The organism is Pseudomonas sp. ArH3a, assembly GCF_022648765.1.
GTDB lineage: Bacteria > Pseudomonadota > Gammaproteobacteria > Pseudomonadales > Pseudomonadaceae > Aquipseudomonas.
The window spans coordinates 148,117-172,464 of the sequence record NZ_CP080330.1 but is presented as its reverse complement, the minus strand read 5'-3'; the positions used below and the strand labels follow the sequence as shown (position 1 = coordinate 172,464).

General features: G+C 62.1%; 25 protein-coding genes. 10 read left to right on the top strand and 15 right to left on the bottom strand.

Annotated features, from left to right (window positions below):
• Nucleotides 1-9 precede the first annotated feature (9 nt).
• A complete protein-coding gene (locus K0P33_RS00770) occupies nt 10-639 on the bottom strand; it encodes a LysE family translocator (protein ID WP_094949047.1) in 630 nt (209 codons plus the stop codon).
• Nucleotides 640-766: 127 nt separating this feature from the next.
• On the opposite strand from K0P33_RS00770, the gene K0P33_RS00765 reads away from it, so the two are divergent.
• Nucleotides 767-1,249, top strand: coding sequence for an Lrp/AsnC family transcriptional regulator (locus K0P33_RS00765; protein ID WP_016978705.1), 483 nt, complete (start codon nt 767-769; stop codon nt 1,247-1,249).
• 146 nt (nt 1,250-1,395) lie between these two features.
• Here K0P33_RS00765 and K0P33_RS00760 read toward each other — a convergent pair whose 3' ends face one another.
• The 6 genes from K0P33_RS00760 to K0P33_RS00735 are packed head-to-tail and all read right to left on the bottom strand — an operon-like array spanning nt 1,396 to nt 7,076.
• Nucleotides 1,396-2,328, bottom strand: a complete 933-nt coding sequence (locus K0P33_RS00760; RefSeq protein ID WP_094949046.1) for a phosphatidate cytidylyltransferase — start codon at nt 2,326-2,328, stop codon at nt 1,396-1,398.
• A gap of 1 nt (nt 2,329) precedes the next feature.
• The gene (locus tag K0P33_RS00755) at nt 2,330-2,950 is read right to left on the bottom strand and encodes a lysophospholipid acyltransferase family protein (protein ID WP_094949045.1); all 621 of its coding nucleotides are present in this window, start codon (nt 2,948-2,950) and stop codon (nt 2,330-2,332) included.
• Nucleotides 2,951-2,959: 9 nt separating this feature from the next.
• The gene (locus K0P33_RS00750; RefSeq protein ID WP_094949044.1) at nt 2,960-3,403 is read right to left on the bottom strand and encodes a hypothetical protein; all 444 of its coding nucleotides are present in this window, start codon (nt 3,401-3,403) and stop codon (nt 2,960-2,962) included.
• Nucleotides 3,393-4,691, bottom strand: a complete 1,299-nt coding sequence (locus K0P33_RS00745) for a phosphatase PAP2/dual specificity phosphatase family protein (protein ID WP_242153583.1) — start codon at nt 4,689-4,691, stop codon at nt 3,393-3,395. Before K0P33_RS00745 ends, K0P33_RS00750 begins: the two co-directional genes overlap by 11 nt.
• A gap of 2 nt (nt 4,692-4,693) precedes the next feature.
• Nucleotides 4,694-6,448, bottom strand: coding sequence for a bifunctional alpha/beta hydrolase/class I SAM-dependent methyltransferase (locus K0P33_RS00740; RefSeq protein WP_242153581.1), 1,755 nt, complete (start codon nt 6,446-6,448; stop codon nt 4,694-4,696).
• Between the two features lie 10 nt (nt 6,449-6,458).
• A complete protein-coding gene (locus tag K0P33_RS00735; RefSeq protein WP_242153580.1) occupies nt 6,459-7,076 on the bottom strand; it encodes a CDP-alcohol phosphatidyltransferase family protein in 618 nt (205 codons plus the stop codon).
• A gap of 303 nt (nt 7,077-7,379) precedes the next feature.
• Between K0P33_RS00735 and K0P33_RS00730 the strand changes: the two genes are divergently transcribed.
• From K0P33_RS00730 to cfaB, 8 genes are all read left to right on the top strand, one after another.
• Complete coding sequence (locus K0P33_RS00730; RefSeq protein ID WP_242153578.1) at nt 7,380-9,305, top strand: protease modulator HflK; 1,926 nt, start codon at nt 7,380-7,382, stop codon at nt 9,303-9,305.
• A gap of 9 nt (nt 9,306-9,314) precedes the next feature.
• Entirely contained in the window at nt 9,315-10,304 is a 990-nt protein-coding gene (locus tag K0P33_RS00725; RefSeq protein WP_242156156.1) for a protease modulator HflC, read from the top strand.
• A complete protein-coding gene (locus K0P33_RS00720; protein WP_242153575.1) occupies nt 10,301-11,335 on the top strand; it encodes a protease modulator HflK in 1,035 nt (344 codons plus the stop codon). The genes K0P33_RS00725 and K0P33_RS00720 overlap by 4 nt, the downstream gene beginning before the upstream one ends.
• The gene (locus K0P33_RS00715) at nt 11,332-13,218 is read left to right on the top strand and encodes a cation-translocating P-type ATPase (RefSeq protein ID WP_094949037.1); all 1,887 of its coding nucleotides are present in this window, start codon (nt 11,332-11,334) and stop codon (nt 13,216-13,218) included. Before K0P33_RS00720 ends, K0P33_RS00715 begins: the two co-directional genes overlap by 4 nt.
• A 115-nt stretch (nt 13,219-13,333) precedes the next feature.
• On the top strand, nt 13,334-13,585 hold the full coding sequence (locus tag K0P33_RS00710; protein ID WP_094949036.1) for a hypothetical protein: 252 nt from the start codon (nt 13,334-13,336) through the stop codon (nt 13,583-13,585).
• Nucleotides 13,586-13,653: 68 nt separating this feature from the next.
• The gene (locus K0P33_RS00705) at nt 13,654-14,499 is read left to right on the top strand and encodes a DUF692 domain-containing protein (RefSeq protein ID WP_094949035.1); all 846 of its coding nucleotides are present in this window, start codon (nt 13,654-13,656) and stop codon (nt 14,497-14,499) included.
• On the top strand, nt 14,490-15,278 hold the full coding sequence (locus K0P33_RS00700; RefSeq protein WP_094949034.1) for a DNA-binding domain-containing protein: 789 nt from the start codon (nt 14,490-14,492) through the stop codon (nt 15,276-15,278). Before K0P33_RS00705 ends, K0P33_RS00700 begins: the two co-directional genes overlap by 10 nt.
• A gap of 86 nt (nt 15,279-15,364) precedes the next feature.
• Complete coding sequence (gene cfaB, locus K0P33_RS00695; protein WP_094949033.1) at nt 15,365-16,549, top strand: C17 cyclopropane fatty acid synthase CfaB; 1,185 nt, start codon at nt 15,365-15,367, stop codon at nt 16,547-16,549.
• A 69-nt stretch (nt 16,550-16,618) separates the two neighbouring features.
• Here the strand turns inward: cfaB and cls are convergent, their stop codons facing one another.
• Nucleotides 16,619-18,058, bottom strand: a complete 1,440-nt coding sequence (cls, locus tag K0P33_RS00690) for a cardiolipin synthase (RefSeq protein WP_242153573.1) — start codon at nt 18,056-18,058, stop codon at nt 16,619-16,621.
• A gap of 130 nt (nt 18,059-18,188) precedes the next feature.
• Here cls and K0P33_RS00685 point away from each other — a divergent pair, with 130 nt between their 5' ends.
• Nucleotides 18,189-18,710 carry a DUF3617 domain-containing protein gene (locus K0P33_RS00685; RefSeq protein ID WP_094949031.1) on the top strand — a complete coding sequence of 174 codons (522 nt, stop codon included), beginning with the start codon at nt 18,189-18,191 and terminating at the stop codon, nt 18,708-18,710.
• On the opposite strand, the gene K0P33_RS00680 is transcribed toward K0P33_RS00685, so the two are convergent.
• Genes K0P33_RS00680 through folE2 form a run of 7 tightly spaced genes read right to left on the bottom strand, consistent with a single transcriptional unit; the run spans nt 18,707 to nt 24,347 of the window.
• Nucleotides 18,707-20,044, bottom strand: coding sequence for a dihydroorotase (locus K0P33_RS00680; RefSeq protein ID WP_242153571.1), 1,338 nt, complete (start codon nt 20,042-20,044; stop codon nt 18,707-18,709). The two genes, K0P33_RS00685 and K0P33_RS00680, sit on opposite strands and share 4 nt — an antisense overlap.
• A gap of 3 nt (nt 20,045-20,047) precedes the next feature.
• Nucleotides 20,048-20,608 carry a DapH/DapD/GlmU-related protein gene (locus K0P33_RS00675; protein ID WP_017135756.1) on the bottom strand — a complete coding sequence of 187 codons (561 nt, stop codon included), beginning with the start codon at nt 20,606-20,608 and terminating at the stop codon, nt 20,048-20,050.
• Nucleotides 20,605-21,033 (bottom strand): phosphoribosyl-AMP cyclohydrolase, encoded by a 429-nt coding sequence (gene hisI, locus K0P33_RS00670; RefSeq protein WP_242153569.1) that lies wholly within the window; start codon nt 21,031-21,033, stop codon nt 20,605-20,607. The genes K0P33_RS00675 and hisI overlap by 4 nt, the downstream gene beginning before the upstream one ends.
• Entirely contained in the window at nt 21,030-21,908 is an 879-nt protein-coding gene (locus tag K0P33_RS00665) for a metal ABC transporter substrate-binding protein (RefSeq protein ID WP_242153567.1), read from the bottom strand. The genes hisI and K0P33_RS00665 overlap by 4 nt, the downstream gene beginning before the upstream one ends.
• An 11-nt stretch (nt 21,909-21,919) precedes the next feature.
• Entirely contained in the window at nt 21,920-22,786 is an 867-nt protein-coding gene (locus K0P33_RS00660; RefSeq protein WP_094949027.1) for a metal ABC transporter permease, read from the bottom strand.
• Nucleotides 22,786-23,454: an ATP-binding cassette domain-containing protein gene (locus K0P33_RS00655; protein WP_242153565.1), complete on the bottom strand. Its 669-nt coding sequence runs from the start codon at nt 23,452-23,454 to the stop codon at nt 22,786-22,788. Before K0P33_RS00655 ends, K0P33_RS00660 begins: the two co-directional genes overlap by 1 nt.
• A complete protein-coding gene (gene folE2, locus K0P33_RS00650; protein WP_094949025.1) occupies nt 23,451-24,347 on the bottom strand; it encodes a GTP cyclohydrolase FolE2 in 897 nt (298 codons plus the stop codon). The genes K0P33_RS00655 and folE2 overlap by 4 nt, the downstream gene beginning before the upstream one ends.
• Nucleotide 24,348 lies beyond the last annotated feature (1 nt).

The window sequence follows — 24,348 nt, the reverse complement described above, 5'->3', positions numbered from 1 at the left end:
CCGCAGGGCTCAGGCGTGCTGCACAAAAGTGAGACGCAGCGCAAAACCGATCAACAGACTGCCGAATAACCACTGCTGCATACGTTGTGCCGAGCGATTACGTGCCAGCCAGCGGCCGATGCGTGCGCCGGCCAGGGCGTAGCAACAATCGAAGACGAAACCGACACTCACCAGGATCACGCCCAGCAACGCAAATTGCGCCGCCACCGGGCCGCTTTGCGGGTTGATGAATTGCGGCAGCAGCACCGAGCAGAACAACAGGGCCTTGGGGTTGAGCAGATTGGTCAGCAGGCCGCGTTGAAAGGCCGCGCGCCAGGCATGGGCTGGCGGGGCGCCGTGAGAGGCTTCGAGCGCTGGCAGCATATTGGTGCGCAGGCATTGCACGCCCAGCCATAACAGATAGGCCGCGCCACCCAGGCGCACCACATCAAAGGTCCATGGCGCCACCTTGAACAAGGTCGCCAGCCCCATGCCTGCCAACGCCACGTGGCACGCCCGCGCTAGTCCCAAACCGATTGCCGTGGTCAGCGCCAATGCCTTGCCCTGGCGCGCGCCGGTTTGCAGCAACAAGATCATGTCCGGCCCCGGCAGCAGATACACCACCGACAGCGCCACCAAAAATAACCAGAGCTGCGCCATGTTTCACCCCCTTCAATTGTCGGCTAATTCTAGGGCGTGAGGGCGAGGCAGGTGCTTGCGTAGTCAGCTAGAAAAGCGTCTAGTCTTGGCACTATCTGCCACTTATAAAGCCAGCGACCATTCATTTATGCCAAATCTAAAACTCGATGCCTTTGACCGCAAGATTCTTGAAGCCCTGCAACGGGACGGGCGCCTGAGCAATGTGCAACTGGCTGATGAGATCGGCCTGTCTGCCTCACCTTGCTTGCGGCGCGTGCGGCTGTTGGAAGAGGCCGGGGTGATTCGCGGCTATCAGGCGACGCTGGATCGCGATGAAGTCGGCTTGGGCATGATGGTGTTTGTCGGCGTGAAGGTGGAACGGCATAACGACACCGAGGCGAATGCGTTTCGTGAGGCGGTGACGGCGTTGCCCGAGGTGATCTCGGCTTTTTTAGTGTCGGGCGAGTCGGATTTTCTATTGCAGGTGGTGGTGCCGGATTTGCGTGGGTATGAGCGGTTTGTTACTGGGAGCCTGCTGAAGCTGCCGGGCGTGAGGGATATCCGCAGCAACTTCGCGATCCAGACCGTGAAAACCCCAGGCGCCTTGCCCCTGGGGCATTTGCCAGGCTGAATACTTGGAAACACCGCAAAACAACCGTGGGAGCTGGCTTGCCTGCGATAGAGGTGTATCAGTCAACAGATGAGTTGCTGACCCACCGCCATCGCAGGCAAGCCAGCTCCCACAGTTGATCCGCTTTGGGCTTGAGGGTGTATTTCTCAGGTCCACCAGTACCGCACTAGGTGAAAGAAAATCGGCGCGGCAAAACACACCGAATCCAGCCGATCCAGCATGCCGCCGTGCCCTTCGATCATATGCCCCCAATCCTTCACGCCGCGGTCGCGCTTGATGGCTGACATCACAATGCCGCCGGCAAACCCGAGCAGGTTGATCAGCAGCGCGATCAAGAACGACTGCCACGGGTTAAACGGCGTGGTCCACCACAGCGCTGCGCCGATCAGGGAGGACAGCAGAATCCCGCCAACAAAGCCTTCGACGGTTTTGGACGGTGACAGGTTGGGCGCGATCTTGTGTTTGCCGAACAGCTTGCCGCACACGTACTGCAGCACGTCCGACAGTTGCACCACGATCACCAGGTAGGCGATCAGCAACAGGTTGCGGCCTTCGTAGCCAGGGATGTCGAGGGTCAGCAGGGCCGGTACGAACGACACGCAGAACACTGCGATCATCAGGCCCCATTGCACCTTCGATGCGCGTTCCAGGAAGTGTGTGCTGTCGCCGCCCAGCGAAGCGAGGATCGGCAGCAGCAGGAACAGGTACACCGGGATGAAGATCGAGAACAGCCCGTACCAGTCGGCATAGATCAGCAGGTATTGCAGCGGCAACGCCAAGTAGAACGCGGCCACCAGCGCCGGGTAGTCACTGCGGCGGGTTGGGGTGAGGGTGAGGAACTCGCGCAGGGCGTAGAACGACACCGCGTAGAACAGCAGGATCACCGCGCCGGTGCCGAGCCAGAAGGCGATGCCAATCACCACCACCATCACCCACCAGGCGTTGATGCGGGCGTTGAGGTTGTCGATTACCGCATTTGGCGTGCCACGGGTGCGCAGCTTGAGGATCAGGCCGATCAGCGAGGCGAGCACCAGGATGGCGCCGATTCCGCCGAACAACATCAGGGTTTGGCTATCCATGTCAGACATGCTCCGGGGCAAGGGCGAGCAGGGCGTCGCGGGTGCGGGCGAGGAAGGCGGATTTGTCTTCGTCGTCTTCCAATTGCAGCGGCGCGCCGAAGCTCGTGGTGCACAACAAAGGCAGCGGCAAGACCCGGCCCTTGGGCATGACCCGGTTGAGGTTGGCGATCCACACCGGGATCAGTTCGGCCTGTGGGTAACTTTTTGCCAGGTGATACAAGCCGCTCTTGAAGGGCAGCAAGCCGTCTTCGAGATTGCGCGTGCCCTCGGGGAAGATGATCAACGAGTCACCGCCTTCCAGCGCGGCGAGCATGGGCTGCAAAGGGTTATCCACAGGGTCTTTGCGTTCGCGATCGATCAGCACGCCGTTGAACACGCGGTTGATGATGTAGCGGCGCAGCGCGCTTTTGTTCCAGTAGTCGCTGCCGGCCACCGGGCGCGTGAATTTGCGCAGGTTCTGTGGCAACGACGCCCACACCAGCACAAAGTCGCCGTGGCTGCTGTGGTTGGCAAAATAGATGCGTTGCACCGGCACCGGCGCGCAACCCAGCCACAGGCTGCGGGCGCCGGTCACGGTGCGGGCCATTGAGGTAATCAGGGTGGCAACCACGGGTTCGAACATGGGGATTCCTTATCCGGCGAAAGGTAGCCAAGGGCTGGCGAGGATCACGGCCAGGGTCAGCAATACTTGCGCGCCCAAGAGCCAGGCTTGCTTGCGCAGCAGTTTGAGGGCGCCGCGACGGCGTTCGATCCAAGGCCGGCCGACGCGTTTGGCCGATTGCAAGCCAAGGGTTTGCAGGGCTTGATCGAGGTCCGGGGTGCGCTCGGTGTCACGCGCCAGCAGGGCGAATAGATCCGCATCGAAGGCTACCCGCAGCGCCCAGTACTTTTGCAGCAGCCCGAGGGTAATCATCCACAGGCTGAGCAGCAGGCAGATCGGCGAAATACTCGCCAACAGCAGTTGGGCCAGGCCGAATAACACGCCGAGCAGCGTCAGGCCTGTGGATAACTGATCCAGCGAGCGGCCGCGACGCAGCAGGCTGGCAACCACTTGGAGTTCCATATCAGCGGGCATGGGCTAAACCCTCCAGAGCTTCACGGTGAGCGGGATGCAGGACCACGTTGGCGCGCGCTGTACGAATAACAGCCAGTGCCTCATCCACCGTTGCCGCGCGCCCGCTGTGCAGCAGCCACGCGGCGACGGCCGTGGCGCTGCGTGAATAGCCGAGGGCGCAACACACCAATAACGGCCCGCTTGCGCGCAGGCGTTCAATGGCCTGGGCGGCTTGCAGGCATTCGGCGGGTGTCGGCGCGATCAGGTCCAGCACGGGGACGCATTCATAAGAGCGGCCCTGTGGATTAATCGGCAATTCGGCGCACAGATCGACGATGGCCTTGAATGAACCTTGCTCACCCACCGTAGGGATTCGCCCAAGCCAAACGTTATCCACAACCAGGTCCGGCTGTGGATGTTTACGTGTCCACAGGCGCGAGTTGACCCACGCCGCCGCCAAGTAGGGCGCATACAGCCAGCGCGCGGCAGGCGTCAGGGTGCCGTCGGCGCGTTTCTGAAAGCCCGGCGCGCCGAGTACGAAGTAATTGGCCTTGACCAACCCCAGGGAAACCGCTGGCCACAGCAGCCACAGCCACCCACCGCCGAGCACCAACGCGAGAATCACCAAGGCCAAGGCGCCCAGGCCGTAGCGCACGCCTAGCCGCCAGCGTTTTCTATCCCGCGTAAGCCGCGCATTCAGCAGCGGGCTCGGGTGTTCCAACGGCCACAGCCACACGCTAACCCAGCCGGCGAGCGCGCCTGTGGGTAAGTCGATAAAGTGATGTTGATAAGTGGTCAGCACCGAAATACCGATCAACGCGAACCAACCGTGGACCACCCAGCGCCAAACGCCTTGGCTGTGGCGTTGGTACATGATCCACAGGATCACCAGCAATGCGATGTGCAGCGATGGCGCCTGATTGAACGGCTTGTCGAAGCCCGCCAGCACGGCAAACAGCCAGCCGAACACGCCATCCAGCTCCGGCCGTTCAAACGTGAAGCGCAGCGGCCAGATCAGGAAGCAGCTCACGGCAATCACCTGGGCCGTCAGCAGGCGCAACGCGTGTTGTTTCAGTTCATGGCGGCTATTGGGCAGCAGCAGGGAGAAGCCGTAGAGCAGGTCGATGGACCAGTAGGGCACGATGGTCCAGGCCCAGAACGGCATATGGGTTTCCCAGCCGAACACCAGCGTGCCGACGTCGCTGCGCTGGCTGGTGACCCAAGTGGCGAAGCCGTAGGTGCTGAAAAACAGCGGTGCCAACAGCAACAGCCACAGGACTGCAGGTTTCAATAAACCGGGTTCGCGCATGCTCAGATCTTCTGTGCCAGGGACACGGTGAAAATGCCCCACTCATCCACACGCTGGGTGATCTTGCGAAAGCCTGCCGCCTCGACCAGTTGATCCATCTCCGCCTGGCTGCGTCGGCGCATCACCCAGGCCTGGCCCTGGCGGTGGCTGGTCAACGCGCGGGCGATCAGTTCCAGTTGCGGGTGCCACGGCTGGCCGGTGTAGACCAGATAACCGCCGGGCTCCACGGCTTCGGCAAGGCCGGCCAACGAGCCACCGACCATGGCGTTGTCGGCAAACAATTCATACAGGCCGGACACCACCGCCAACGTCGGCTTGGGGTCGAGCGCCGCCAGGTCCGCGCGATCAAAAGCATCACCTTTGACGAACTGGGCGATATCCCCCAGGCCTTTCTCACGAATCAATGCGCTACCGTCACGCACGTTGATGTCGCTGTAGTCGCGCAGCAGGATCGATTCCGGCAACGGCGACACACCCTGCAAGGCTTCCAGAATGTAGCGGCCGTGGCCCGCAGCGATGTCGACAATGCGCACTTCGCGATCATCGCTGCGCAACTTGGCCATGGCCAGGCGCAGCAGTTCTTCGACGTTCAACTTGCGCTGGCGAATGCCGCGCCAGCCGATGGAGTTGAGGTAGTTGGTGTCGATCATCCGCCCCAACCCGCCCTTGCCGGTGGGAGTGTTGCGGTACACATAATCGAGGGTGCTGCCGGAGTCGAAGCCGGTGTCGAAGCCCAGCTTCACCCCGTCCGACAAGTTCTTGCCCAGGCCCATGCTGGCGCGGGTCATGCGCCAGTACAGGTCGCGCAGGGAATTGCGCGGCAGCGGCGCGGCGAGGGATTCGGACTCGGCGCAGGTGGCGCCGAGTTTGTCGGCGTCGAGCAGGGCGGCACGGTCCAGCGGGTGCGCAAAGTTCTGCAGGATAAAGCGCTTGGCGCTGCTCACGGCCACGGCGCGGTCGCGCTCGCCGAGGGTGTCGTGGAAGAAGCCGGGCAGGATGTGCAGTTCTTTTTTCAGGCTGCCGAGGCGGTCGAAAAATTGCTGCTGGGGTTTGCGGTGCACCACAAAGTCGGAGCCGGAGATCAGCAGTTGGGTCGGTACCTGGATCGCCTGGGCATCGGCTACAACGCGGTCGGCGGCTTCGTACAGGCCAAGCAGCACATTCACCGAAATCGCCTTGGTGATCAGCGGGTCGCTGTCGTAGGACGCCACGCGTTCAGGGTCATGGCTGAGGAACTTGGCCTTGACGTAGCTGTTGACGAAAAAGTTGCCGCGAAACTTGCGCATCAACGCCAGGCCCGGCCGTGCGAACGGCACGTAGAGCTTGACCTTGAAGGCCGGGGAGGCGAGCACCAACGCGCGGATTTTCGGCGCGTAATCGTGCACCCACGTGGCCGCGATCACTGCGCCGACGCTTTGGGCGATCACTGCGCTATTTTCTTCTTCAATGCCGTAAGTGGCGCCGATGTGGTCGCGAAAGGTCTGCACGTCGCGGGCACTGGTGGCGAAGCTGGGGCTGTCACCGCGTGCGCCGGGGGATTGACCGTGGCCACGAGCGTCCCAGGCGAAGAAGTCGAACTGCGGCAGGTCGAGTTCATCGACCAAGTGGGCAATACGCCCCGAATGCTCGTGGCCGCGATGGAACAGTAGGATCGCCTTGCGCGGCTCATCGCCAAGCGGCGCGGTGGCCGGCCAGTGCCGGTAGAAAAGCTCGACGCCATCGTGGGTACTGAAGCTGTGCTCTTGCTGTTCGCGCATCGCAAATTCCTTATGCAGAAGGGGACGTCGTTTCTTTAAGGCCTTGGCGTACACGGTTGACCAAGGTGTAGGCGAGCAGGGCGGCAACCAGCCACATCACCGTGTCGACCCAACCCGCGCCGAGCCAGCCCAAGGCCACGCCGGTGGCCAACACGCCGAGTACAAACGCGCGATCACTCTTGCCCATCGGGCCGTCGTAGCGCCGCGACGCACCGACCATTGGCCCGAGCACACCAGCGTATTCGCTGAACACCGCCAGCAACGTGACCAGCAGCACCGGCGCCAGGCTCACGCCGGGGATTAATGCAAAGGGCAGGATCAGCGCGCTGTCGGCGATCACGTCGCACAGTTCATTGAGGTAGGCGCCCAGGCACGACTGCTGGCCGAATTCGCGGGCGAGCATGCCGTCAATGGCGTTGAGGGCCATGCGCAGGATCATCCACAGCGGGATCAGCGCAAACAGCCAGAGGTGTTGGGCAAAGCCTGCGATCAGCAAGCCGACCAACAAGGAAACCAAGCCAGCCAGCACGGTGATCTGGTTGGCAGTGGTGCCGTTGTCGTAGAGACGTTGCACCAGAGGGCGCAGCAGGTTTTGAAAACGCGGCTTGAGCTGATAGATCGAAATCATGAGAGGTGACGCTTCCTAGTCCATGGACCCGCGAAAAACTGTTTGGAGTGTGCCGATTTATCCGTGCTTACACCAGTGATGGCTCGTGTTTCTGGGGGGTTAGTCACGATCTCGAATGCAATGAAGGGCAAATATGGGAGCGGGCTTGCCCACGATAGCGGTGTATCAGACTAAACATCGATAAGCGGCAGACCGCCATCGCGAGCAAGCCCGCTGCCACAGGGGGTTTGTGGTGTTTTCGAACAAAAATTTCACGCTGCGTGTTATATCGTAACGAATTGTGTGCGAGCGGGCGTTGAGTGGATGCAAGTGGATCTAGAGGCTGACGGCGCTTCGGTGGAAGGCCTGCCGCGTTTTCAGCAGGGGCTGTTTCATGCCCGTCGATTGCGCCAGGCCGGTATCAGCCTGACGGCGCTGGCCGTTTCCGGTTGGGTGCTGGCGTTGTTTGTCGCCCTGTTTGCGCCGCTGTCAATCTGGCCGGTGGTGCTGATCAACTGCGCGTCGGCCTTGTGGGTGTTGGTGGCGGGCCTGCAGTCGGCATGGTGGGTCGCCGATTGGCGGGCCCAGGCGCTGGAAGAACCGACGGTTGAGTTGATCGAACCGCCCGTTGAAGACGCCGGCTGGTACGCGCGATTTGTCGCACGTTTTGGCCGCGGCCTGCTGGCGCAGATTGGCGCGCCGGTGTTGTGGTTGAGCGGCTGGTCGTTGCTGGCGTTGGTCAGCATTATCGAGTTCTGGAACCTGGCGCTGCCCGCTGCAGCCGTAGGGCAATCGGCGAGTATTGGCGCCGCGTTGGGGCTGGCATTGGCCTTTGGTTTGTTGGTGTTCGAGCGCCGCCTGGCTCAGGAAACTGCCGCGCAATGGCCGGAGGCGTCACAGCTGGCGCAGTTGAGCCGGGTGGCGATTGCCTGTTTGGTGGTCAGTGCGATCTGCCTGCTGTTTGCCGGCGCGGAATCTGTTTGGCCATTGCGCCTGGCCGTGCTGATCGGCCTGCTGCCCGGGCTGGTCGCCGTGGAGTTTTTGCTCAGGGCCGTACTGTCGCTGTTCAGCCCACGCCAGCCGCGCCTCGAACCGCGCTTGATGGCGCAAAGTTTTATCGCCGACTTGCTGCGCTGGCCGCCACGACCCTTGCTGGCGTTGCAGCACGAATTGCACAACCGCTTCGGCATCGACCTGCGCCAGATCTGGGCGTTTACCTACATGCGCAGGGCTTTCCTGCCGGTGTTGCTGGTCGTATCGGCGGTCGGCTGGGCGCTGACCGGTGTGCATGAAGTGCCCCTGCAAGGCCGTGGGATTTATGAGCGCTTCGGCAAACCGGTGGAAGTGTTCGGCCCTGGCTTGCATGCCGGGTTGCCCTGGCCGTTGGGCCGCGTCATCAACATCGAAAATGGCGTGGTGCATGAACTGGCCACCAGCGTCAGCGACGGCTCCCCACCTGAGCTGGTTTCTGCTGAAGGCCCGGCGCCACTGATCGCCAACCGGCTGTGGGACGCCAGCCATGTGAATGACAAAGCCCAGGTAATTGCCAGCAGCAGCGGCGACAAGCAGAGCTTCCAGATCGTCAATATGGACGTGCGTTTCGTCTACCGCATTGGCCTGACTGATCAGGCCGCGCTGGCCGCCACCTATAACAGCGCGGATGTGCCGACGCTGATCCGCAGCACCGCCAGCCGTATCCTGGTTCACGATTTTGCCTCGCGCACCCTCGACGAATTGCTCGGTGAGCAACGCACCCAACTGGCCGATGAAATCGGCCGCTCGGTGCAGGCGGATTTGCAGAAACTCAACAGTGGCGTAGAAATTTTAGCCACGGTGGTGGAAGCGATTCACCCACCGGCCGGCGCCGCCAATGCCTACCACGCCGTGCAGGCTGCCCAGATCGGCGCCCAGGCGCTGATCTCCCGCGAGCGCGGCGCCGCCAGCGAACAGACCAACCAAGCCTTGCTGCAAGCCAGCACCGCGCGCGATCAGGCGTTGGCCACCGCGCGCGAAGTGAATGCCGGTGCCCAAGCGGCCGACCTGCGTTTTACCGCTGAGCAAAAGGCCTACGCCGCTGCAGGCCAGGCCTTCGTGCTGGAACAGTACCTCGGCCAACTCAGCCAAGGCTTGGCCCACGCCAAGCTGCTTATTCTGGATCACCGCCTGGGCGCCGATGGCGCACCGACGATTGATCTGCGTTCTTTTACTTTGCCGGCCGACCCGATGGCGCCGCGTAAAGCCGTTCAATAAGGAGTCTGTCTGTTGAGCGCTCATTCTCACGATCACGGTCATCATCACGGCCACCACCATCACCACCACGGTGATGAGCAAGCGGCTGGCCCGTTCCCTTGGCGACGCATGGCCTGGGCGGTGTTGCTGGTGCTGTTTGCGGTAGCAGCCGCCAGCCTGGTGCAGGTGCGTTCCGGCGAAGCCACGGTGATTACGCGGTTCGGCAACCCGTCGCGGGTGCTGCTGGAACCGGGCCTGGGCTGGCGCTGGCCGGCGCCGTTCGAAGCGGCGATCCCGGTGGACCTGCGCTTGCGCACCACCTCCAGCGGTTTGCAGGATGTGGGCACTCGCGATGGCCTGCGCATCATCGTGCAAGCCTATGTGGCGTGGCAGGTGCAGGGTGATGCCGACAATGTGCAGCGCTTTATGCGTGCGGTGCAGAACCAGCCGGATGAAGCGGCGCGGCAGATTCGCACGTTCGTCGGCTCGGCGCTGGAAACCACCGCCGCGAGTTTCGACCTGTCCAGCCTGATCAACACCGACGCCAGCCAAGTGCGCATCACTGATTTCGAGGCGCAGTTGCGCCAGCAGATTGATCAACAATTGCTCACCACTTATGGCGTGCGCGTGGTGCAAGTCGGTGTCGAGCGCCTGACGCTGCCGTCGGTGACGCTCACCGCCACCGTCGACCGCATGCGTGCCGAGCGCGAAACCATCGCCACCGAGCGCACGGCCGTGGGCAAACGTGAAGCGGCGCAGATTCGCTCCGCCGCCGAGCGTGATGCGCGCATCGTGCAGGCTGATGCCACCGTGAAAGCCGCCGACATCGAGGCGCAGTCGCGGGTCGAAGCCGCACAGATTTATGGGCGTGCCTACGCCGGTAATCCGCAGCTGTATAACTTGCTGCGCTCGCTGGACACTTTGGGCACGGTGGTGACGCCGGGCACCAAGATCATCCTGCGCACCGACGCTGCGCCGTTCCGCGCGCTGGTCGATGGGCCGAAGGATGTTCAACCATGAGTGAGCGTGACAGCCCGGACAGCCCATGGATCCAGGCTGGGCGCCTGACTTTCCTGGCGCTGTACGCGGTGACCGTGTTGGCGGCGTTGGCCTGGGCGTTTTCCAATGTGCGCCAGATCGACCCGCAGAACCGTGCGGTGGTGTTGCACTTCGGCGCGCTGGACCGTATTCAAAATGCCGGGCTGTTGCTGGCGTGGCCGCAGCCGTTCGAGCACGTGGTGCTGTTGCCGGCGGCGGACCGCGTGATCGAACGTCGCGTGGAGAACCTTCTGCGCTCCGACGCGGCAACGCAGGCCGACCGCGTGGCCAGTTTTGCCACGCCGTTGAGCGACGCACTGGCCGGCTCCGGCTACCTGCTGACCGGCGATGCCGGGGTGGTGCAGCTGGATGTGCGGGTGTTCTACAAGGTCACCGAACCCTACGCGTTTGTGTTGCAAGGCGAGCATGTGCTGCCGGCGTTGGACCGCCTGGTGACGCGCAGCGCCGTGGCCCTGACGGCCGCGCGCGATCTGGACACGATTCTGGTGGCGCGCCCGGAATTGATCGGCAGCGATAATGGCGCCGCCGAGCGCCGTGAGCGGCTGCGTGGTGATCTGGTGCAAGGCATCAATAAGCGTCTGGCGGAGTTGGCTTCCACCGGTTTGGGACTGGGCATCGAAGTGACCCGTGTCGATGTGCAATCGAGCCTGCCGGGCCCGGCGGTGAATGCATTCAACGCAGTGCTGACTGCCAGCCAGCAAGCCGACAAAGCCGTGGCCAATGCGCGTACCGACGCGGAAAAACTCACCCAAACCGCCAACCAAGAGGCCGACCGCGTGGTGCAAGTCGCCCACGCCCAGGCCAGTGAGCGCCTGGCCAATGCCCAGGCGCAAACCGCCACCGTCGCAAGCCTGGCCCAGGTCAAAGACCCGGGCTTGATGCTACGGCTGTACCGCGAGCGCCTGCCGAAGATTCTCGGCCAGGCCGGTTCCGTGACCACGGTCGATCCTAAAGACGACTCCCGTTTGATCATTCAGGGAGCCGAACAATGAGCGCGCCTATGCTGACGTCCGCCGAGCAGCGCAGTGCTGCCCGGCAATTGACCCTGGCCATGTTGGCGTTGGGCTTGCTGGTATTGGGGTTGGTGTGGCGCTGGCTGGCGCCGGACCAGAACGGTGTGAGCCAACTGCTGCTCGGCGTCGCCTCCTTACTGGTGGCCGTGCCGGTGATGCGCTCGGCCTGGTACAGCCTGCGTTACCCGAGCCTGCATGGCATCACCGACCAGTTGATCGCCCTGGCGATGATTGGCGCGTGGGCCACGGGCGACCTGCTGACCGCCGCCTTGCTGCCGATCATCATGATTTTCGGCCATGTGCTGGAAGAGCGCAGCGTCATCGGCTCCCAGGAAGCGATTCATGCGCTGGGCAAGCTGACCCGCAGCCACGCGCGTTTGGTGCAGGCTGACGGCAGCATTGTGGAAGTGGATAACGGCACGCTGAACACGGGCGATATCGTCGAAGTGCGTGCCGGTGACCGCGTGCCCGCCGATGGCGTGGTGCTGTCGGGCCAGGCGAGCCTGGACACGGCGCCCATTACGGGTGAGTCGGTGCCGCTGGAAGCCAGTGTCGGCGTGCAGGTGTTTGGTGGCGCGATCAACCTCGACGGTTTGCTGCGCCTTGAAGTGACCCGCACGGGTAATGAATCGACCTTGGGCAAGGTTATCGCGCTGATGCAGAACGCCGAGCGTTCCAAGCCGCCGATCACGCGGCTGCTTGAGCGTTACGCCGGCAGCTATATGGTGCTGGTGTTGCTGCTGGCGGCGGTGACCTGGTTTGTGACCAATGACGCGCAGGCAATGCTCGCCGTGCTGGTGGCGGCGTGCCCGTGTGCGTTGGTGCTGTCGGCACCGGCCACGGCGATTGCCGGGATTGCGGTGGCGGCGCGGCACGGGATTTTGATTCGCAGCTCGGCGTTCCTCGAAGAGCTGGCGGACCTGACGTCGTTGGTTGTGGATAAGACCGGCACGCTGACTTTTGGCACGCTGCGCCTGCAATCTGTCGAAACCACGGCGCCGGATCGGCAGGTGCTGCTGAACCTGGCGGCCAGCCTGGGTTCGGCCAGCAGTCACCCGGTCAGCCGTGCGCTGGCGGGGTTGGCGACGCAGGAACAAATGCTGGGGCTCACGGATATCCGCGAACGTCAGGGGCTTGGCGTGGTGGCGCAGACCGAGCAGGGCGAAGCGGCCTTGGGGCGCCCGGAGTTGTTTGAGCAACTGGGTATTACCACTACCGCAGTCCCGAACCATGACGGGCCGATTGCCGGGTTGGCACTGAACGGGCAATTTCTCGCCTGGCTGTTGCTGGCTGACAGCGTCAAGCCGGAAGCGCGTCAGGCACTGCAAGAACTGCGGGACTTGGGCCTGGGCCGCCAACTGCTGCTGACCGGCGACCGTCAAAGCGTGGCGGACAGCCTGGCGCTGGACGTGGGCATCAGCGACGTCGAAGCCCAGGCGCTGCCGGAAGACAAACTCAACCGCGTGCTGGGGGAAATCAGCAGCGGCTTCCGCCCGATGGTGGTCGGTGACGGTATCAACGACTCGCTGGCGCTCAAGGCGGGCGTGGTCGGCGTGGCGATGGGCGCGGGCGGGGCGGACATTGCACTCGCTTCGGCGGATGTGGTGTTGATCGGTAGCGATCTGCGCCGCCTGGGCACCTGTGTGCGTTTGAGTCGCCAGTGCCGCCATACGTTGCAGGTCAACGTGATCATCGGTTTGGGTTGGACCTTGGCCATCGTCGTGTTCGCCGCGTTTGGCTGGCTGGGGGCCGCAGGCGCGATGATTGCGGCGGTGTTGCATAACCTCAGCACCTTGCTGGTACTGGGCAACGCCGGGCGTTTGCTGCGCTTTCAGGAGCCGCTTTTGAAGCTCGACGATTAATTTTAGAAATATTTGCACACGGCTGTAACGCGGATAAGGGACCTCACTCTAGTGGTATGTCGAGACTGAACAATCCGTTCAGACCGGCTCCACTACCGATCATGAGGAATACACGATGAACATCAAATCCGCTGCTGCTGGTGCCGCCCTCGCAATGGCCGCCGCTACTATGTTTGCTGGTGTTGCCACTCAGGCTCAAGCCGCTGATACCGCTGTGCATTGCTATGGCGTCAACGCTTGCAAAGGCCAGAACGACTGCAAAACCAAAGACCACGCGTGCAAAGGTCAGGGTTCTTGCAAAGGCCAGGGCTTCCTCTCCATGAGCAAAGCCATGTGCGACCAGAAAGGCGGCACCGTCGGCGAATAACCGGCAACCAAGTGCACCCGCAGCGGATGCCCCCCCACCGCTGCGGACACTTTGCCTTGGAGTGAGTCATGTCCGCGTCCCTTCCAAGTCTGGGTTACGGCCTGGGTTTACGCAGTGAGTACTACCAGCAGATCCTTGAACAATCGCCGGCCGTGGATTGGTTCGAAGTGATCTCCGAGAATTATCTGGTCCAGGGCGGTAAAGCCTTGTATTACCTGGACGCGATAGCCGAGCGTTATCCCTTGGTGATGCACGGTGTGTCCCTGTCCATCGGTGGGCCGCATGCCCTCGATATCGATTACCTCAAACAAATCAAACAGCTCGCCGAGCGCATTCAGCCCGCGTGGATTTCCGATCACCTGTGCTGGAGCCGTGGCAGTGCGCACCAATTGCACGACTTGCTGCCACTGCCTTACACCGAAGAAAGCCTTTATCACGTAGCCGGCCGCGTGCGCCAAGTGCAGGACGTGTTACAGCGCCCATTAGTATTGGAAAATGTCTCCAGCTACGTGCGCTCCAAGGCGGATGAATTCACCGAGTGGGAATTCCTCAATGCCTTGGCTCATCTCACGGGCTGCCAGCTGTTGCTGGACGTCAACAATGTGTATGTCAGCTCGCGTAATCACGGGTTCGACGCCTGGACCTTTATCCGCAGCCTGCCGCCCGAAAGCATTCGCCAGCTGCACTTGGCCGGGCATATGGATTACGGCGATTACGTGGTCGATACCCACGACCATCCGGTCTGCGACCCGGTGTGGGCGCTTTATCAGCAAACGCTGGAGCTGTTGGGGCCTGTGTCGACGTTGTTGGAGCGCGATGACCATTTCCCACCTTTCGAAGAGCTGCTCACCGAGCTGAGCAAGGCCCGTGAACTGGGCGCTGCCGCGTTGGCCAGGAGGGCGTTATGCGCCTGATTGATTGGCAGCTGGCCTTTGAACAGCATCTATTGTGTGAAACCTCGGTGGCCAACCATTGTTTTGCCGCCACCTTGCTGGGCGGGCCGACCCTGGACGTGGACACGGGCCTGGCGATTTATCACAACGCCTATGTCGCCCGACTGCAAGAAGTGTTGCGGCATGACTTCGGCGCCATCTGGTATTGGCTGGGGGACGATGAATTCGCGTTACTGACACACGCCTATGTGCGGCGTTATCCGTCTGCCCATTACAGCCTGCGATGGCTGGGCGAGCGGTTCCCGGCGTTTCTCGTTGAGCATCTGGTGGCTGAGCAAAGCGCGCCGCTGGCCGAGCTGGCGCGGTTGGAGTGGGCGTTTACCCTGGCCTTTGACGCGCCGCAGGGCGAGCCGCTGAGCCTGAATGACATGGCGCAATTGGCACCCGAAGACTGGCCGGGTTTGCAGGTCACCCTGGCGCCGTCGGTGCAGCAGGTGCTGTGCCATTTCAACAGCGTGGCGATCTGGCGAGCCAGCAAAGATGAGTCGGATTTCCCTGACAGCCAGGCATTGGAATTGGCGCAGATTTGCCTGGTGTGGCGTCACCAGAACGTGTGCCATTACCGCAGCCTGGAGCCGGCCGAAGCCTGCGCGTTGGCGGGAATGGTGACCACTGGCTGGAGTTTTTCAGAACTGTGCGCAGAGTTGGCAGTCACTACTGGAGAGGGTGCGCCACTGCAAGCGGTTACGTGGCTGAAACAGTGGATCCAGGACGGTTTGCTCGAGCGACGAGGCCTATAGAATAGCGCTATCAATTCGATAGCCTCCTACTTTGTCTTCGGATGGTCTACCCTCAAACCAGACGTCTGAAACAAGGGGGATTACTCATGCTCGCGCAACTTCCACCGGCCTTACAGAATCTTAAGCTACCGCTACGTCTTCGACTCTGGGACGGCCATGAATTCAACTTGGGCCCCGAGCCCAGTGTGACCATCGTGGTGAAGGACCCCACGTTTGTGTCCAGTCTGACCCATCCAACGCTCGACTCATTGGGCGAAGCCTTCGTCGAGGGCAAATTGGAGCTGGAAGGCTCCATCACCGAAGTGATCCGGGTGTGTGACGAGTTGAGTCACGCCCTGATTGATGACGACGAGGGGAGTCGTCCGGTGCGCTCGATCCACGACAAGGCCACTGACGCAGCGGCCATTTCCTACCATTACGACCTGTCCAACGAGTTCTACCAGCTGTGGCTGGACCAGGACATGGCGTACTCCTGCGGTTATTTCGAAACCGGCAGCGAATCCATCGATCAAGCTCAACAAGACAAATTTCGCCATCTGTGCCGCAAGTTGCGCTTGCAGCCGGGTGAGTATTTGCTCGACGTAGGCTGCGGTTGGGGCGGGCTGGCGCGGTTTGCGGCGCGTGAGTTCGGGGTCAAAGTGTTTGGCATCACCCTGAGCAAGGAACAACTGGAGTTGGCCCGGGAACGGGTCAAAGCCGAGGGCCTGGAAGGCCAGGTGGACCTGCAACTGCTCGACTACCGCGACCTGCCGCAAGACGGTCGTTTCGACAAAGTGGTGAGCGTGGGCATGTTTGAACACGTCGGCCACGCCAACCTGGCGCAGTACTGCAAGGTCCTGTTTGGCGCAGTGCGTGAAGGCGGCCTGGTGATGAACCATGGCATTACTGCTAAACACATCGACGGCCGCCCAGTTGGCCGTGGCGCCGGGGAGTTTATCGAGCGTTATGTGTTCCCCAACGGCGAGCTGCCGCACCTGGCGATGATGACGGCGGAAATCAGCGAGGTCGGGCTGGAAGTGGTCGACGTCGAAAGCCTGCGCCTGCACTACGCGCGCACGCTGGACCATTGGAGCGAGCGCCTGGAAGACAACCTGGAAGCGGCGGCGAAGAGGGTGCCGGAGCAAGCGTTACGCATCTGGCGGCTGTATTTGGCGGGTTGCGCGTATGCGTTTGCGCGGGGCTGGATCAATTTGCACCAGATATTGGCGGTAAAACCGCATGCCGATGGCAGCCATGAACTGCCGTGGACGCGGGAAGATATCTACCGCTGACTTAGGAACACCGAAGGTCTAAAAAACGTGGGAGCTGGCTTGCCAGCTCCCACGTTTGTTCTGTTGTGTTCAGAGGATGGGTGAAATAAGCCGTGCTACCCGCATGCCCAGATGTTGCAGGCGGCGGGTCTCAAGGCTTTCTTCCTGGCTGACCTCATGGGCCAAGGCGAAGTCATCCAGCAGCATCTGCTCCACCTCGCTGGCAAAGGCTTCATCGACCGTCAGCAACATCACTTCAAAATTCAGCCGGAACGAACGGTTGTCCATGTTCGCACTGCCGATGGCGCTGATTTCGCTGTCCACCAACACCACTTTCTGATGCAGGAAGCCCGGCTTGTAGCGGAACACCCGCACGCCGGCGCGTACCGCTTCGATCGCATACAGGCTGGAAGCGGCATAGACGATGCGGTGGTCCGGCCGCGACGGCAGCAGTAGGCGCACATCCACGCCGCGCAGCACCGCCAGGCGCAGGGCCGCGAACACGGCTTCATCGGGCACGAAATACGGGCTGGTGATCCACACCCGCTCGGTCGCTGCGTGAATGGCCTCGACGAAAAACAGTGAGCAGGTTTCATACGGGTCGGCCGGCCCACTGGCGAGCAACTGGCAGAGCACACCGTCTTCGGGGTAAGCGTCCGGCAGGATCAGCGGCGGCAATTCTCGTGCGGCCCAGAACCAGTCTTCGGCAAACGACTCCTGCAGGCATGCCACTACAGGGCCTGTGACCTGCACATGGGTATCGCGCCACGGTGCCAGCGGCGGCTTTTTGCCCAAGTACTCATCACCGACATTATGCCCACCGACAAACCCGGTGATGCCGTCCACCACCACGATCTTGCGGTGGTTGCGGAAGTTGACCTGAAAGCGATTGAGCCAACCGCTGCGGGTGGCGAACGCTTTGACTTTGACCCCAGCGTTGCGCAGCGACTGCACATAACTGTAGGGCAGGGCGTGGCTGCCGATGCGGTCGTAGAGCACGTAAATATCTACGCCTTCGGCAGCTTTTTCCTTCAGCAAGGCATGCAACTGCCTGCCAAGATCGTCGTCATGAATGATGAAAAACTGGAACAGCACGGCGGTCTTGGCGTTGCGAATCGCCTCGAAAATCGCGCTGAACGTGGCTTCGCCATTGATCAGCAAGCGCACTTCATTGTTGGCCAGGCACGGCATGCGGCCCAGCTTGGGCATGGCGCGCAGGGACGCGTAGGCGCTGGAGTTGCGCGCGGCCAGGGCTTCTTCGACCCAAGGGCGCCAGTTCAGCTCGGTAATGGCGGTGTGCATTTCCTGGTTGGCTTGGCGACGGGCCTGGATGTACGCGTCGAAGGTGCTGCGGCCGAAGATCAGGTAAGGGATCAGCGTCAGGTAGGGCATGAACATCAGCGACAAGGCCCAGGCGATAGAGCCTTGGGCGGTCCTGACGGTCAGCACGGCGTGGATCGCGGCCAGAGTCCCGAGAAAATGCAGCGTGGCAATGAAGTAGGCGAGCAGGTGCGGGCCAAAAAAATCCATGAACGACGTAACTCCAGGCAATCCAGTGCCTAACAGACCATGAACAGCGGTGAATGTCGCTATTTTATTTGCCGTGCAACACTGGCAACTTTACGGCGTCTAACGCCGACAATTACCCAGGAGTTACCCGATGAATGCTCGTCTGCTTGGTTTGGCCATGGTTGTTGGATTGACGCTGCCCGTGGCGGCTCAGGCGCAGATGCTGGCGCCGGGCTTGTGGGAATTGACCACCAGCAATATGAAAGTCGATAACCAGGACTTGCCGGACCTGTCGCTGATCCTCGGTCAGCTCAAGCAACAGATGACGCCTGAACAGCGCGCCATGCTCGAAAAACAGGGTATCACCATGGCGGGTAAAGGCGTGCAGGTGTGCCTCACGCCCGCCCAGGTTGCTTCTGATTCGATCCCGTTGACCGACCCTCAATCGGGCTGCAAACAGGAAGTGACCGACAAAACCGGCAACCAATGGAAATTCCGCTTCAGTTGTCCGAAAGCCCAAGGCACTGGCGTTGCGACCTTCCGGAGCCAGCAGGAATTCACCACCACCGTTAACGGCACCTTCAATGCCACCGGCATCCAGCAGAAGGGCAGCCTGGACACGCACGCCCAGTGGCTGGGCAACGATTGCGGTACGGTCAAACCCCGCGCTTAACCCAGAAAATGCAGGGGCAACCCCTGGCAACTGTCGACCACCTGGCCGTTGTGCCACGCCAGGTGGCCGGACACCAGCGTGGTGCTGACGCTGTGGCGAAAGCTGCGCTCGGCAAAGGGCGTCCAGCCGCAGCGCGCGAGGATCGGTTGGCTGCTGACGGGTTTGCCTTCGGGCTCGGGTTTGATCAGCACCAAGTCGGCCCAATAGCCTTCGCGTAGATAACCTCGGTCCGGGATGGCGAACAAGTCGGCCACACGGTGACTGGTCTTCGCCACCAGCGTGGTCAGCGGCAAATGCCCGTCGATCACCAACTCCAACAACGCCGGCAACGCGTGCTGCACAAGCGGCAGGCCTGACGGCGCTTCGCGATAGCCCAACTGTTTCTGCGCCCAGGTATGCGGCGCATGATCACTGCCAATCACATCCAGACGGTCACTCAGCAGGGCCAGGCGCAGGGCGTCGCGGTCGGCGCGGGTCTTGATCGCCGGGTTGCATTTGATCTGGTGGCCGAGGCGGTGATAGTCGCGGTCATCGAACAGCAAGTGGTGCAGGCAGACCTCGGCGGTGATGCGTTTTTCCGATAAGGGTTTGTCCTCGAACAGGGCCAGCTCGCGGGCGCTGGTCAGGTGCAGCACGTGCAGACGCGTGCCGTGACGCTTGGCCAGTTCCACCGCAAAAGACGATGAGCGATAACAGGCTTCGGCATCGCGGATCAGCGGGTGGGCGACGGCGGGAATGTGCTCGCCGAAGCGCTCACGCAGGCGCTGCTCGTTCGCCAGGATGCTCGGCGTGTGTTCGCAGTGGGCGAGGAGGATGGTCGGTACTTCGGCAAACAGCCGCTCCAGAATCCGCGGGTCGTCCACCAGCATGTTGCCGGTGGAGGCGCCCATGAACACTTTGACCCCGGCCACTTCGCGCGGGTCGAGGGCGGCGACGGTGTCCAGGTTGTCGTTGCTCACGCCAAAGTGAAAGCCGTAGTTGGCCACCGAATTCAATGCGGCCTTTCGCTTCTTATCGGCCAGGGCTTGGAGGTTCAGGGTGGCGGGGTTGGTGTTGGGCATGTCCATGAAGCTGGTAATGCCACCGGCCACCGCCGCGCGGGACTCGCTGTAGAAACTGCCTTTGTCGGGCGCGCCAGGTTCGCGAAAGTGCACCTGGTCATCGATCATGCCGGGCAGCAGCCATTGACCCTGGGCGTCGATTTCTACCGGTTCGTTGTAGCCTTCGAGGCTGGCGGCAATCTTCTCGATGCGGCCGTTGGCGACCAGTACATCGGCATCGAACTCCCGGCCTTCATTCACCAGGCGGGCATTGCGAATCAGCAGGCGGCTCATGGTTCAGAACTCGTTTTGCAGGGCTTTGTAACCGCGCACCAGGTCGACGTTGGTGCGCGCCACGTCTTCGGAAAACTCCGAAGCGCTGACACTCACCGGCGGGAATTGCGACAGGTCGGTGTTCGGCCCGATGCGGGTGGTGGAGGGCACATAGAAGGCGGCGGGCAGGTCGCGGCCATCGACCACTGAGTTGTGGCGCACCACGCAGCCATCGCCGACGGCGCAGTTGAACAGCACGCTGTTGAAACCGATAAACACGCGGTCGCCAACGGTGCACGGGCCGTGGACGATGGAGCGATGCGCGATGGACGTGAATTCACCGATCGTCACCGCCGCGCCAGATTTGGAGTGGATGACCACGCCGTCCTGGATATTCGAATTGGCACCGATGGTGATCGGGTCCATGTCGCCGGTGGCGTCGACTTCGTCGGCACGGATCACCGCGTAAGGGCCGACAAACACGTTCTCGCCGATGATGACCTTGCCGCAGATGATCGCGGTTTTGTCGACGTAGGCCGACTCGGCAATCACCGGCAGATCGCCGGAAGGGTTCTTGCGGATCATGCAGTGGGCTCCTTTTTAAGGGGCGAGGTGATGATATGAACGTAGGCGCCGTCGATGGCGTTGTAGAAACAGGTCGGCCGGCCGGTGTGGCAGGCCGGGCCTTGTTGGTCGACGATCAGCAGTACCGCGTCGCCGTCGCAGTCCAAACGTGCCTCGAGCAGTCGTTGCCGGTGGCCGGAGCGTTCGCCTTTGCGCCACAGCTGCCGTCGCGAGCGCGACCAGTAGCAGACCTGCCCGGTGGCCAGGGTTTCGCTGAGGGCCTGTGGGTTCATCCAGGCCAGCATCAACACTTCGCCGCTGCCGTGCTGCTGGGCGATGGCAGCAATCAGGCCGTCGCTGTTCCACGGCAGGGCGTTGAGCACCGGTTCGAGTGGGAAGCGGCTGCCGATGGCAGCCGCTTCCAGGTCGGGCATGCTCAAGGTCATGGCTTGCTCAGGGCGGCGCACAGGGTGTTGAGGTTGTACTCGAACAGCCCGGTGAAGGTGCTGGCCGGGCCTTCGGCGGCAAGGGCGTCGGAGTACAGCGTGCCGCCGATCTGTGCGCCGCTTTCGTCAGCAATCTGCTTGAGCAGGCGCGAGTCCTTGATGTTTTCCACGAACACGGCTTTGACCTTGTCCTTGCGGATCTGGGTGATCAGCGCAGCGACTTCGGCGGCCGACGGCTCACGTTCAGTCGACAGACCTTGGGGCGCCAGGAACTGGATGCCATAAGCCTGGCCCAGGTAACCGAAGGCGTCATGGGAGGTGACGATGCGACGGTTGCCCGGTGGCAGCGCGCCGAACTTGGTCTTGGCTTCGGCCAGCAGGCGGTAGATTTCTTTCAGGTAGGTTTGGCTGTTGCGCAGGTAGTCCGCCTTGTTGCTTGGGTCGGCCGTCACCAGTGCCTTGGTGATGTTATTCACATAGATTTCGGCGTTGGCCAAGTTGTGCCAGGCGTGCGGGTCGGGGATGGTTTCGCCGTCTTCGTCCATGGTGTGGGAGATCACGCCCTTGCTGGCGGTCACGACCGTGGCTTTGGTTTCTGTGCTGGTTACCAGGCGGTCCAGCCAAGGTTCAAAGCCCAGGCCGTTCTTGATGATGAGCTTGGCCTTGAGCAGCGCTTTGGCGTCATCCGGCGTGGGTTCGTAGGTGTGGGCGTCAGCGTCCGGGCCAACCATGTTGCTGATCTGGATGTGGTCGCCACCGATCTGGTGGGTGATGTCATCGAGAATACTGAAGCTGGTAACCACTTGGAGCTTGTCGGCGGCCTGGGCCATCGACAAAGGCAGCAGCAGGCTGAACAGCACGAGTAGAGCGCGCATCGGGAAACACCTCATTGGGATGTAAGCAAAGGCGGGCGGCGCAGCAAGCCGTGCACCGGACCGAAGATCACGGACAGCAAATACCCACCGCCAGCCACCAGCACGATGGCCGGGCCGCTGGGCAGCGAGTAGTAGAACGACAGCAACAAACCGAACCACACCGACAGGCATCCCAGCACCGCCGATACCGCGATCAACACCGGCAGGCGCCGGCTCCAGAAGCGTGAAGCAATCGCCGGCAACATCATCAAACCCACCACCATCAACGCGCCGATGGCCTGGAAACCAATCACCAGATTCAGCACCACCAAGGTCAGGAACAACCCGTGGGCGATCGGGCCGAGACGGCTGACGGTTTGCAGGAACAGCGGGTCGAGGGTGTCCAGCAGCAGCGGTTTGTAGATCAGCGCCATGGCGATCAGGCTGAAACCGGAGACCCAAAGCATGCCGGTGAGGGTGGTTTCATCCACCGCCAGGGCTGAGCCGAATAGCAGGTGCAGCAGGTCCAGGCGCTTACCGGCGAGGCCGAGGATCAGCACACCGGCGGCCAGCGAGATGGGGTAGATGGCGGCGAGGCTGGCGTCTTCGCGCAGGCCGGTGCGGCGCGTGATCCACGCGGCCAAGCCGGCCATGCTCAGGCCCGCGCCGAGGCCGCCGATGGTCAGCGCGGGCAGGCTGAGGCCAGCAAACCAGAAGCCCAATGCGGCGCCAGGCAGGATGCCGTGGGCCACGGCGTCACCGATCAGGCTCATGCGCCGCAGGATCAGAAACACACCCAGCGGCGCGGTGCTGCACGCGAGCACCAGCCCGCCAATGAGTGCACGGCGCATAAACACGAAGTCGAGGAACGGCATCCACAAGTGGGCGGCGAAGTGCATCAGGCCACCTGCATGTGAGGTTGCGGGCGGATCAGTTCTTTACTGGGGCCGAACACGCAGCCAGTGCTTTTGATCTGCACCACGTGCTGGGTGTGATGGCGCACCGATGCCAGGTCGTGACAGACGACGATGATCGTGCGGCCTTGATCGTGCCAGGCGTGGATGTGTTTCCAGCACAGCGCCTGGCCGTCTTCGTCGAGGGCGGCGTGGGGTTCGTCGAGCAACAACACGGGCGCTTCGGCAAGGCTCATGCGGGCGAGCAGGGCGCGTTGCAGTTCGCCGCCGGACAATGCCATCAACGGGCGATGCTCCAGGCCACTGAGGCACCAATCCTCCAAGACGGCTTGCAGGCGTTCGTTGCGTTGTGGCGGGGTTAGCTGAGTGCCCCAGAAACCGGCGGCGACCAACGCCTGCAGGCTGATTGGGAACTGCCGATCCAGGTGTTGTTGCTGTGGCAGGAACGACAGGCCACCGCGGCGTGGGACCGCCACGCTGACTTTTCCCGCCAGCGGTTTTTGCAGGCCTGCGATGACTTTGAGCAGGCTGCTTTTGCCAGTGCCGTTGGCGCCGATGATGCCGGTGAGGCTGCCTTTTTCCAGGGTCAAATCCAGCGCTGGAGTGAGTGGTTGCCCAGGTGCGCCCCAACGCAAAGCGTTACAGGTGATCATGCAGAGTCTCTCGTCCAGCGGCTTTCAGCCACGGCATCGTGCGCGTGCAGGCTTTCGGCATGGATCACTTTCAGGTGGAAGGCTTTGACGGCATCCGAGCGTTTCAAGGCGAGGTTCAGGCGGCGGGCGGCGTCTTCGCAGAACATCAGGTTCTGCCCGTTGGCCAAGGCGAAGGCTTGTTCGTCCGCACGTTTCACAGCGGTTTGCACGGCGGTGCCGAGGGCGGCCTCGACATCGTCGATCAGGTTGGTGAGCGGCAAGGTGGACTGGTTGGCGTCCAACTGGATGGAAAGCTCTGCGCTGCTGCGTTGGCTGTGGGGTGTGGCGACGATGCCGTTGGCGCTGCCGAGCCAGGTCAGCACGTCTTCGTGTTGCAGCGGCGTATTGGCGAAATCTTGAACAAATTGCTGCTGAATCAATTGCCTGGCGAGCGCAGCGGAGCAGGGGCAGGTTGAGGAGTATGTAACGTCAATTTTTAGTTCCACGTGGAACATCTGGTTTTCCAGACGCGCCTCGATGCACACCGGGTAGCTTTTCCAGCCAGCTAATGGGCTGACCAGCGCCGGACGTTTTAGCAGCAAATCCGTGTGAATTCGCAGGTACGCGTTCTTAGATAAACCTTCATGACTCTCCAGAAAGCGCTGCAGTACATTACGCAGAAGTGCAGGCGTAAGAAGCTGCTGGTCGAGCATTTCCAGGGCCAGGTACAGGCGTGACATATGAATGCCACGGGCCTCGCCGTCGTCCAGGCTGACGCCCGCATCGGCAGTGGCAGCCAGGCGTTGGCCGTCGACGAGGATGGGCAAGGCGATGCCGCACATGCCCACCCAGTCGAGCGGCAAGGCTTGGCGTGAAGCCTGCGCGGCGATATCCGGCAGAGTCAGCGCATTCATG

What these genes read in the sequence shown, in the direction of transcription:
- K0P33_RS00655 (WP_242153565.1), bottom strand. Translation starts at nt 23,454, where the DNA reads ATGATCACCTGTAACGCTTTGCGTTGGGGCGCACCTGGGCAACCACTC.
- K0P33_RS00685 (WP_094949031.1), top strand. Translation starts at nt 18,189, where the DNA reads ATGAATGCTCGTCTGCTTGGTTTGGCCATGGTTGTTGGATTGACGCTG.
- K0P33_RS00705 (WP_094949035.1), top strand. Translation starts at nt 13,654, where the DNA reads ATGTCCGCGTCCCTTCCAAGTCTGGGTTACGGCCTGGGTTTACGCAGT.
- K0P33_RS00665 (WP_242153567.1), bottom strand. Translation starts at nt 21,908, where the DNA reads ATGCGCGCTCTACTCGTGCTGTTCAGCCTGCTGCTGCCTTTGTCGATG.
- K0P33_RS00675 (WP_017135756.1), bottom strand. Translation starts at nt 20,608, where the DNA reads ATGATCCGCAAGAACCCTTCCGGCGATCTGCCGGTGATTGCCGAGTCG.
- cfaB (WP_094949033.1), top strand. Translation starts at nt 15,365, where the DNA reads ATGCTCGCGCAACTTCCACCGGCCTTACAGAATCTTAAGCTACCGCTA.
- cls (WP_242153573.1), bottom strand. Translation starts at nt 18,058, where the DNA reads ATGGATTTTTTTGGCCCGCACCTGCTCGCCTACTTCATTGCCACGCTG.
- hisI (WP_242153569.1), bottom strand. Translation starts at nt 21,033, where the DNA reads ATGACCTTGAGCATGCCCGACCTGGAAGCGGCTGCCATCGGCAGCCGC.
- K0P33_RS00755 (WP_094949045.1), bottom strand. Translation starts at nt 2,950, where the DNA reads ATGTTCGAACCCGTGGTTGCCACCCTGATTACCTCAATGGCCCGCACC.
- K0P33_RS00735 (WP_242153580.1), bottom strand. Translation starts at nt 7,076, where the DNA reads ATGATTTCGATCTATCAGCTCAAGCCGCGTTTTCAAAACCTGCTGCGC.
- K0P33_RS00715 (WP_094949037.1), top strand. Translation starts at nt 11,332, where the DNA reads ATGAGCGCGCCTATGCTGACGTCCGCCGAGCAGCGCAGTGCTGCCCGG.
- K0P33_RS00660 (WP_094949027.1), bottom strand. Translation starts at nt 22,786, where the DNA reads ATGCACTTCGCCGCCCACTTGTGGATGCCGTTCCTCGACTTCGTGTTT.
- K0P33_RS00745 (WP_242153583.1), bottom strand. Translation starts at nt 4,691, where the DNA reads ATGCGCGAACCCGGTTTATTGAAACCTGCAGTCCTGTGGCTGTTGCTG.
- K0P33_RS00680 (WP_242153571.1), bottom strand. Translation starts at nt 20,044, where the DNA reads ATGAGCCGCCTGCTGATTCGCAATGCCCGCCTGGTGAATGAAGGCCGG.
- K0P33_RS00710 (WP_094949036.1), top strand. Translation starts at nt 13,334, where the DNA reads ATGAACATCAAATCCGCTGCTGCTGGTGCCGCCCTCGCAATGGCCGCC.
- folE2 (WP_094949025.1), bottom strand. Translation starts at nt 24,347, where the DNA reads ATGAATGCGCTGACTCTGCCGGATATCGCCGCGCAGGCTTCACGCCAA.
- K0P33_RS00760 (WP_094949046.1), bottom strand. Translation starts at nt 2,328, where the DNA reads ATGGATAGCCAAACCCTGATGTTGTTCGGCGGAATCGGCGCCATCCTG.
- K0P33_RS00720 (WP_242153575.1), top strand. Translation starts at nt 10,301, where the DNA reads ATGAGTGAGCGTGACAGCCCGGACAGCCCATGGATCCAGGCTGGGCGC.
- K0P33_RS00730 (WP_242153578.1), top strand. Translation starts at nt 7,380, where the DNA reads ATGCAAGTGGATCTAGAGGCTGACGGCGCTTCGGTGGAAGGCCTGCCG.
- K0P33_RS00740 (WP_242153581.1), bottom strand. Translation starts at nt 6,448, where the DNA reads ATGCGCGAACAGCAAGAGCACAGCTTCAGTACCCACGATGGCGTCGAG.
- K0P33_RS00765 (WP_016978705.1), top strand. Translation starts at nt 767, where the DNA reads ATGCCAAATCTAAAACTCGATGCCTTTGACCGCAAGATTCTTGAAGCC.
- K0P33_RS00750 (WP_094949044.1), bottom strand. Translation starts at nt 3,403, where the DNA reads ATGCCCGCTGATATGGAACTCCAAGTGGTTGCCAGCCTGCTGCGTCGC.
- K0P33_RS00770 (WP_094949047.1), bottom strand. Translation starts at nt 639, where the DNA reads ATGGCGCAGCTCTGGTTATTTTTGGTGGCGCTGTCGGTGGTGTATCTG.
- K0P33_RS00700 (WP_094949034.1), top strand. Translation starts at nt 14,490, where the DNA reads ATGCGCCTGATTGATTGGCAGCTGGCCTTTGAACAGCATCTATTGTGT.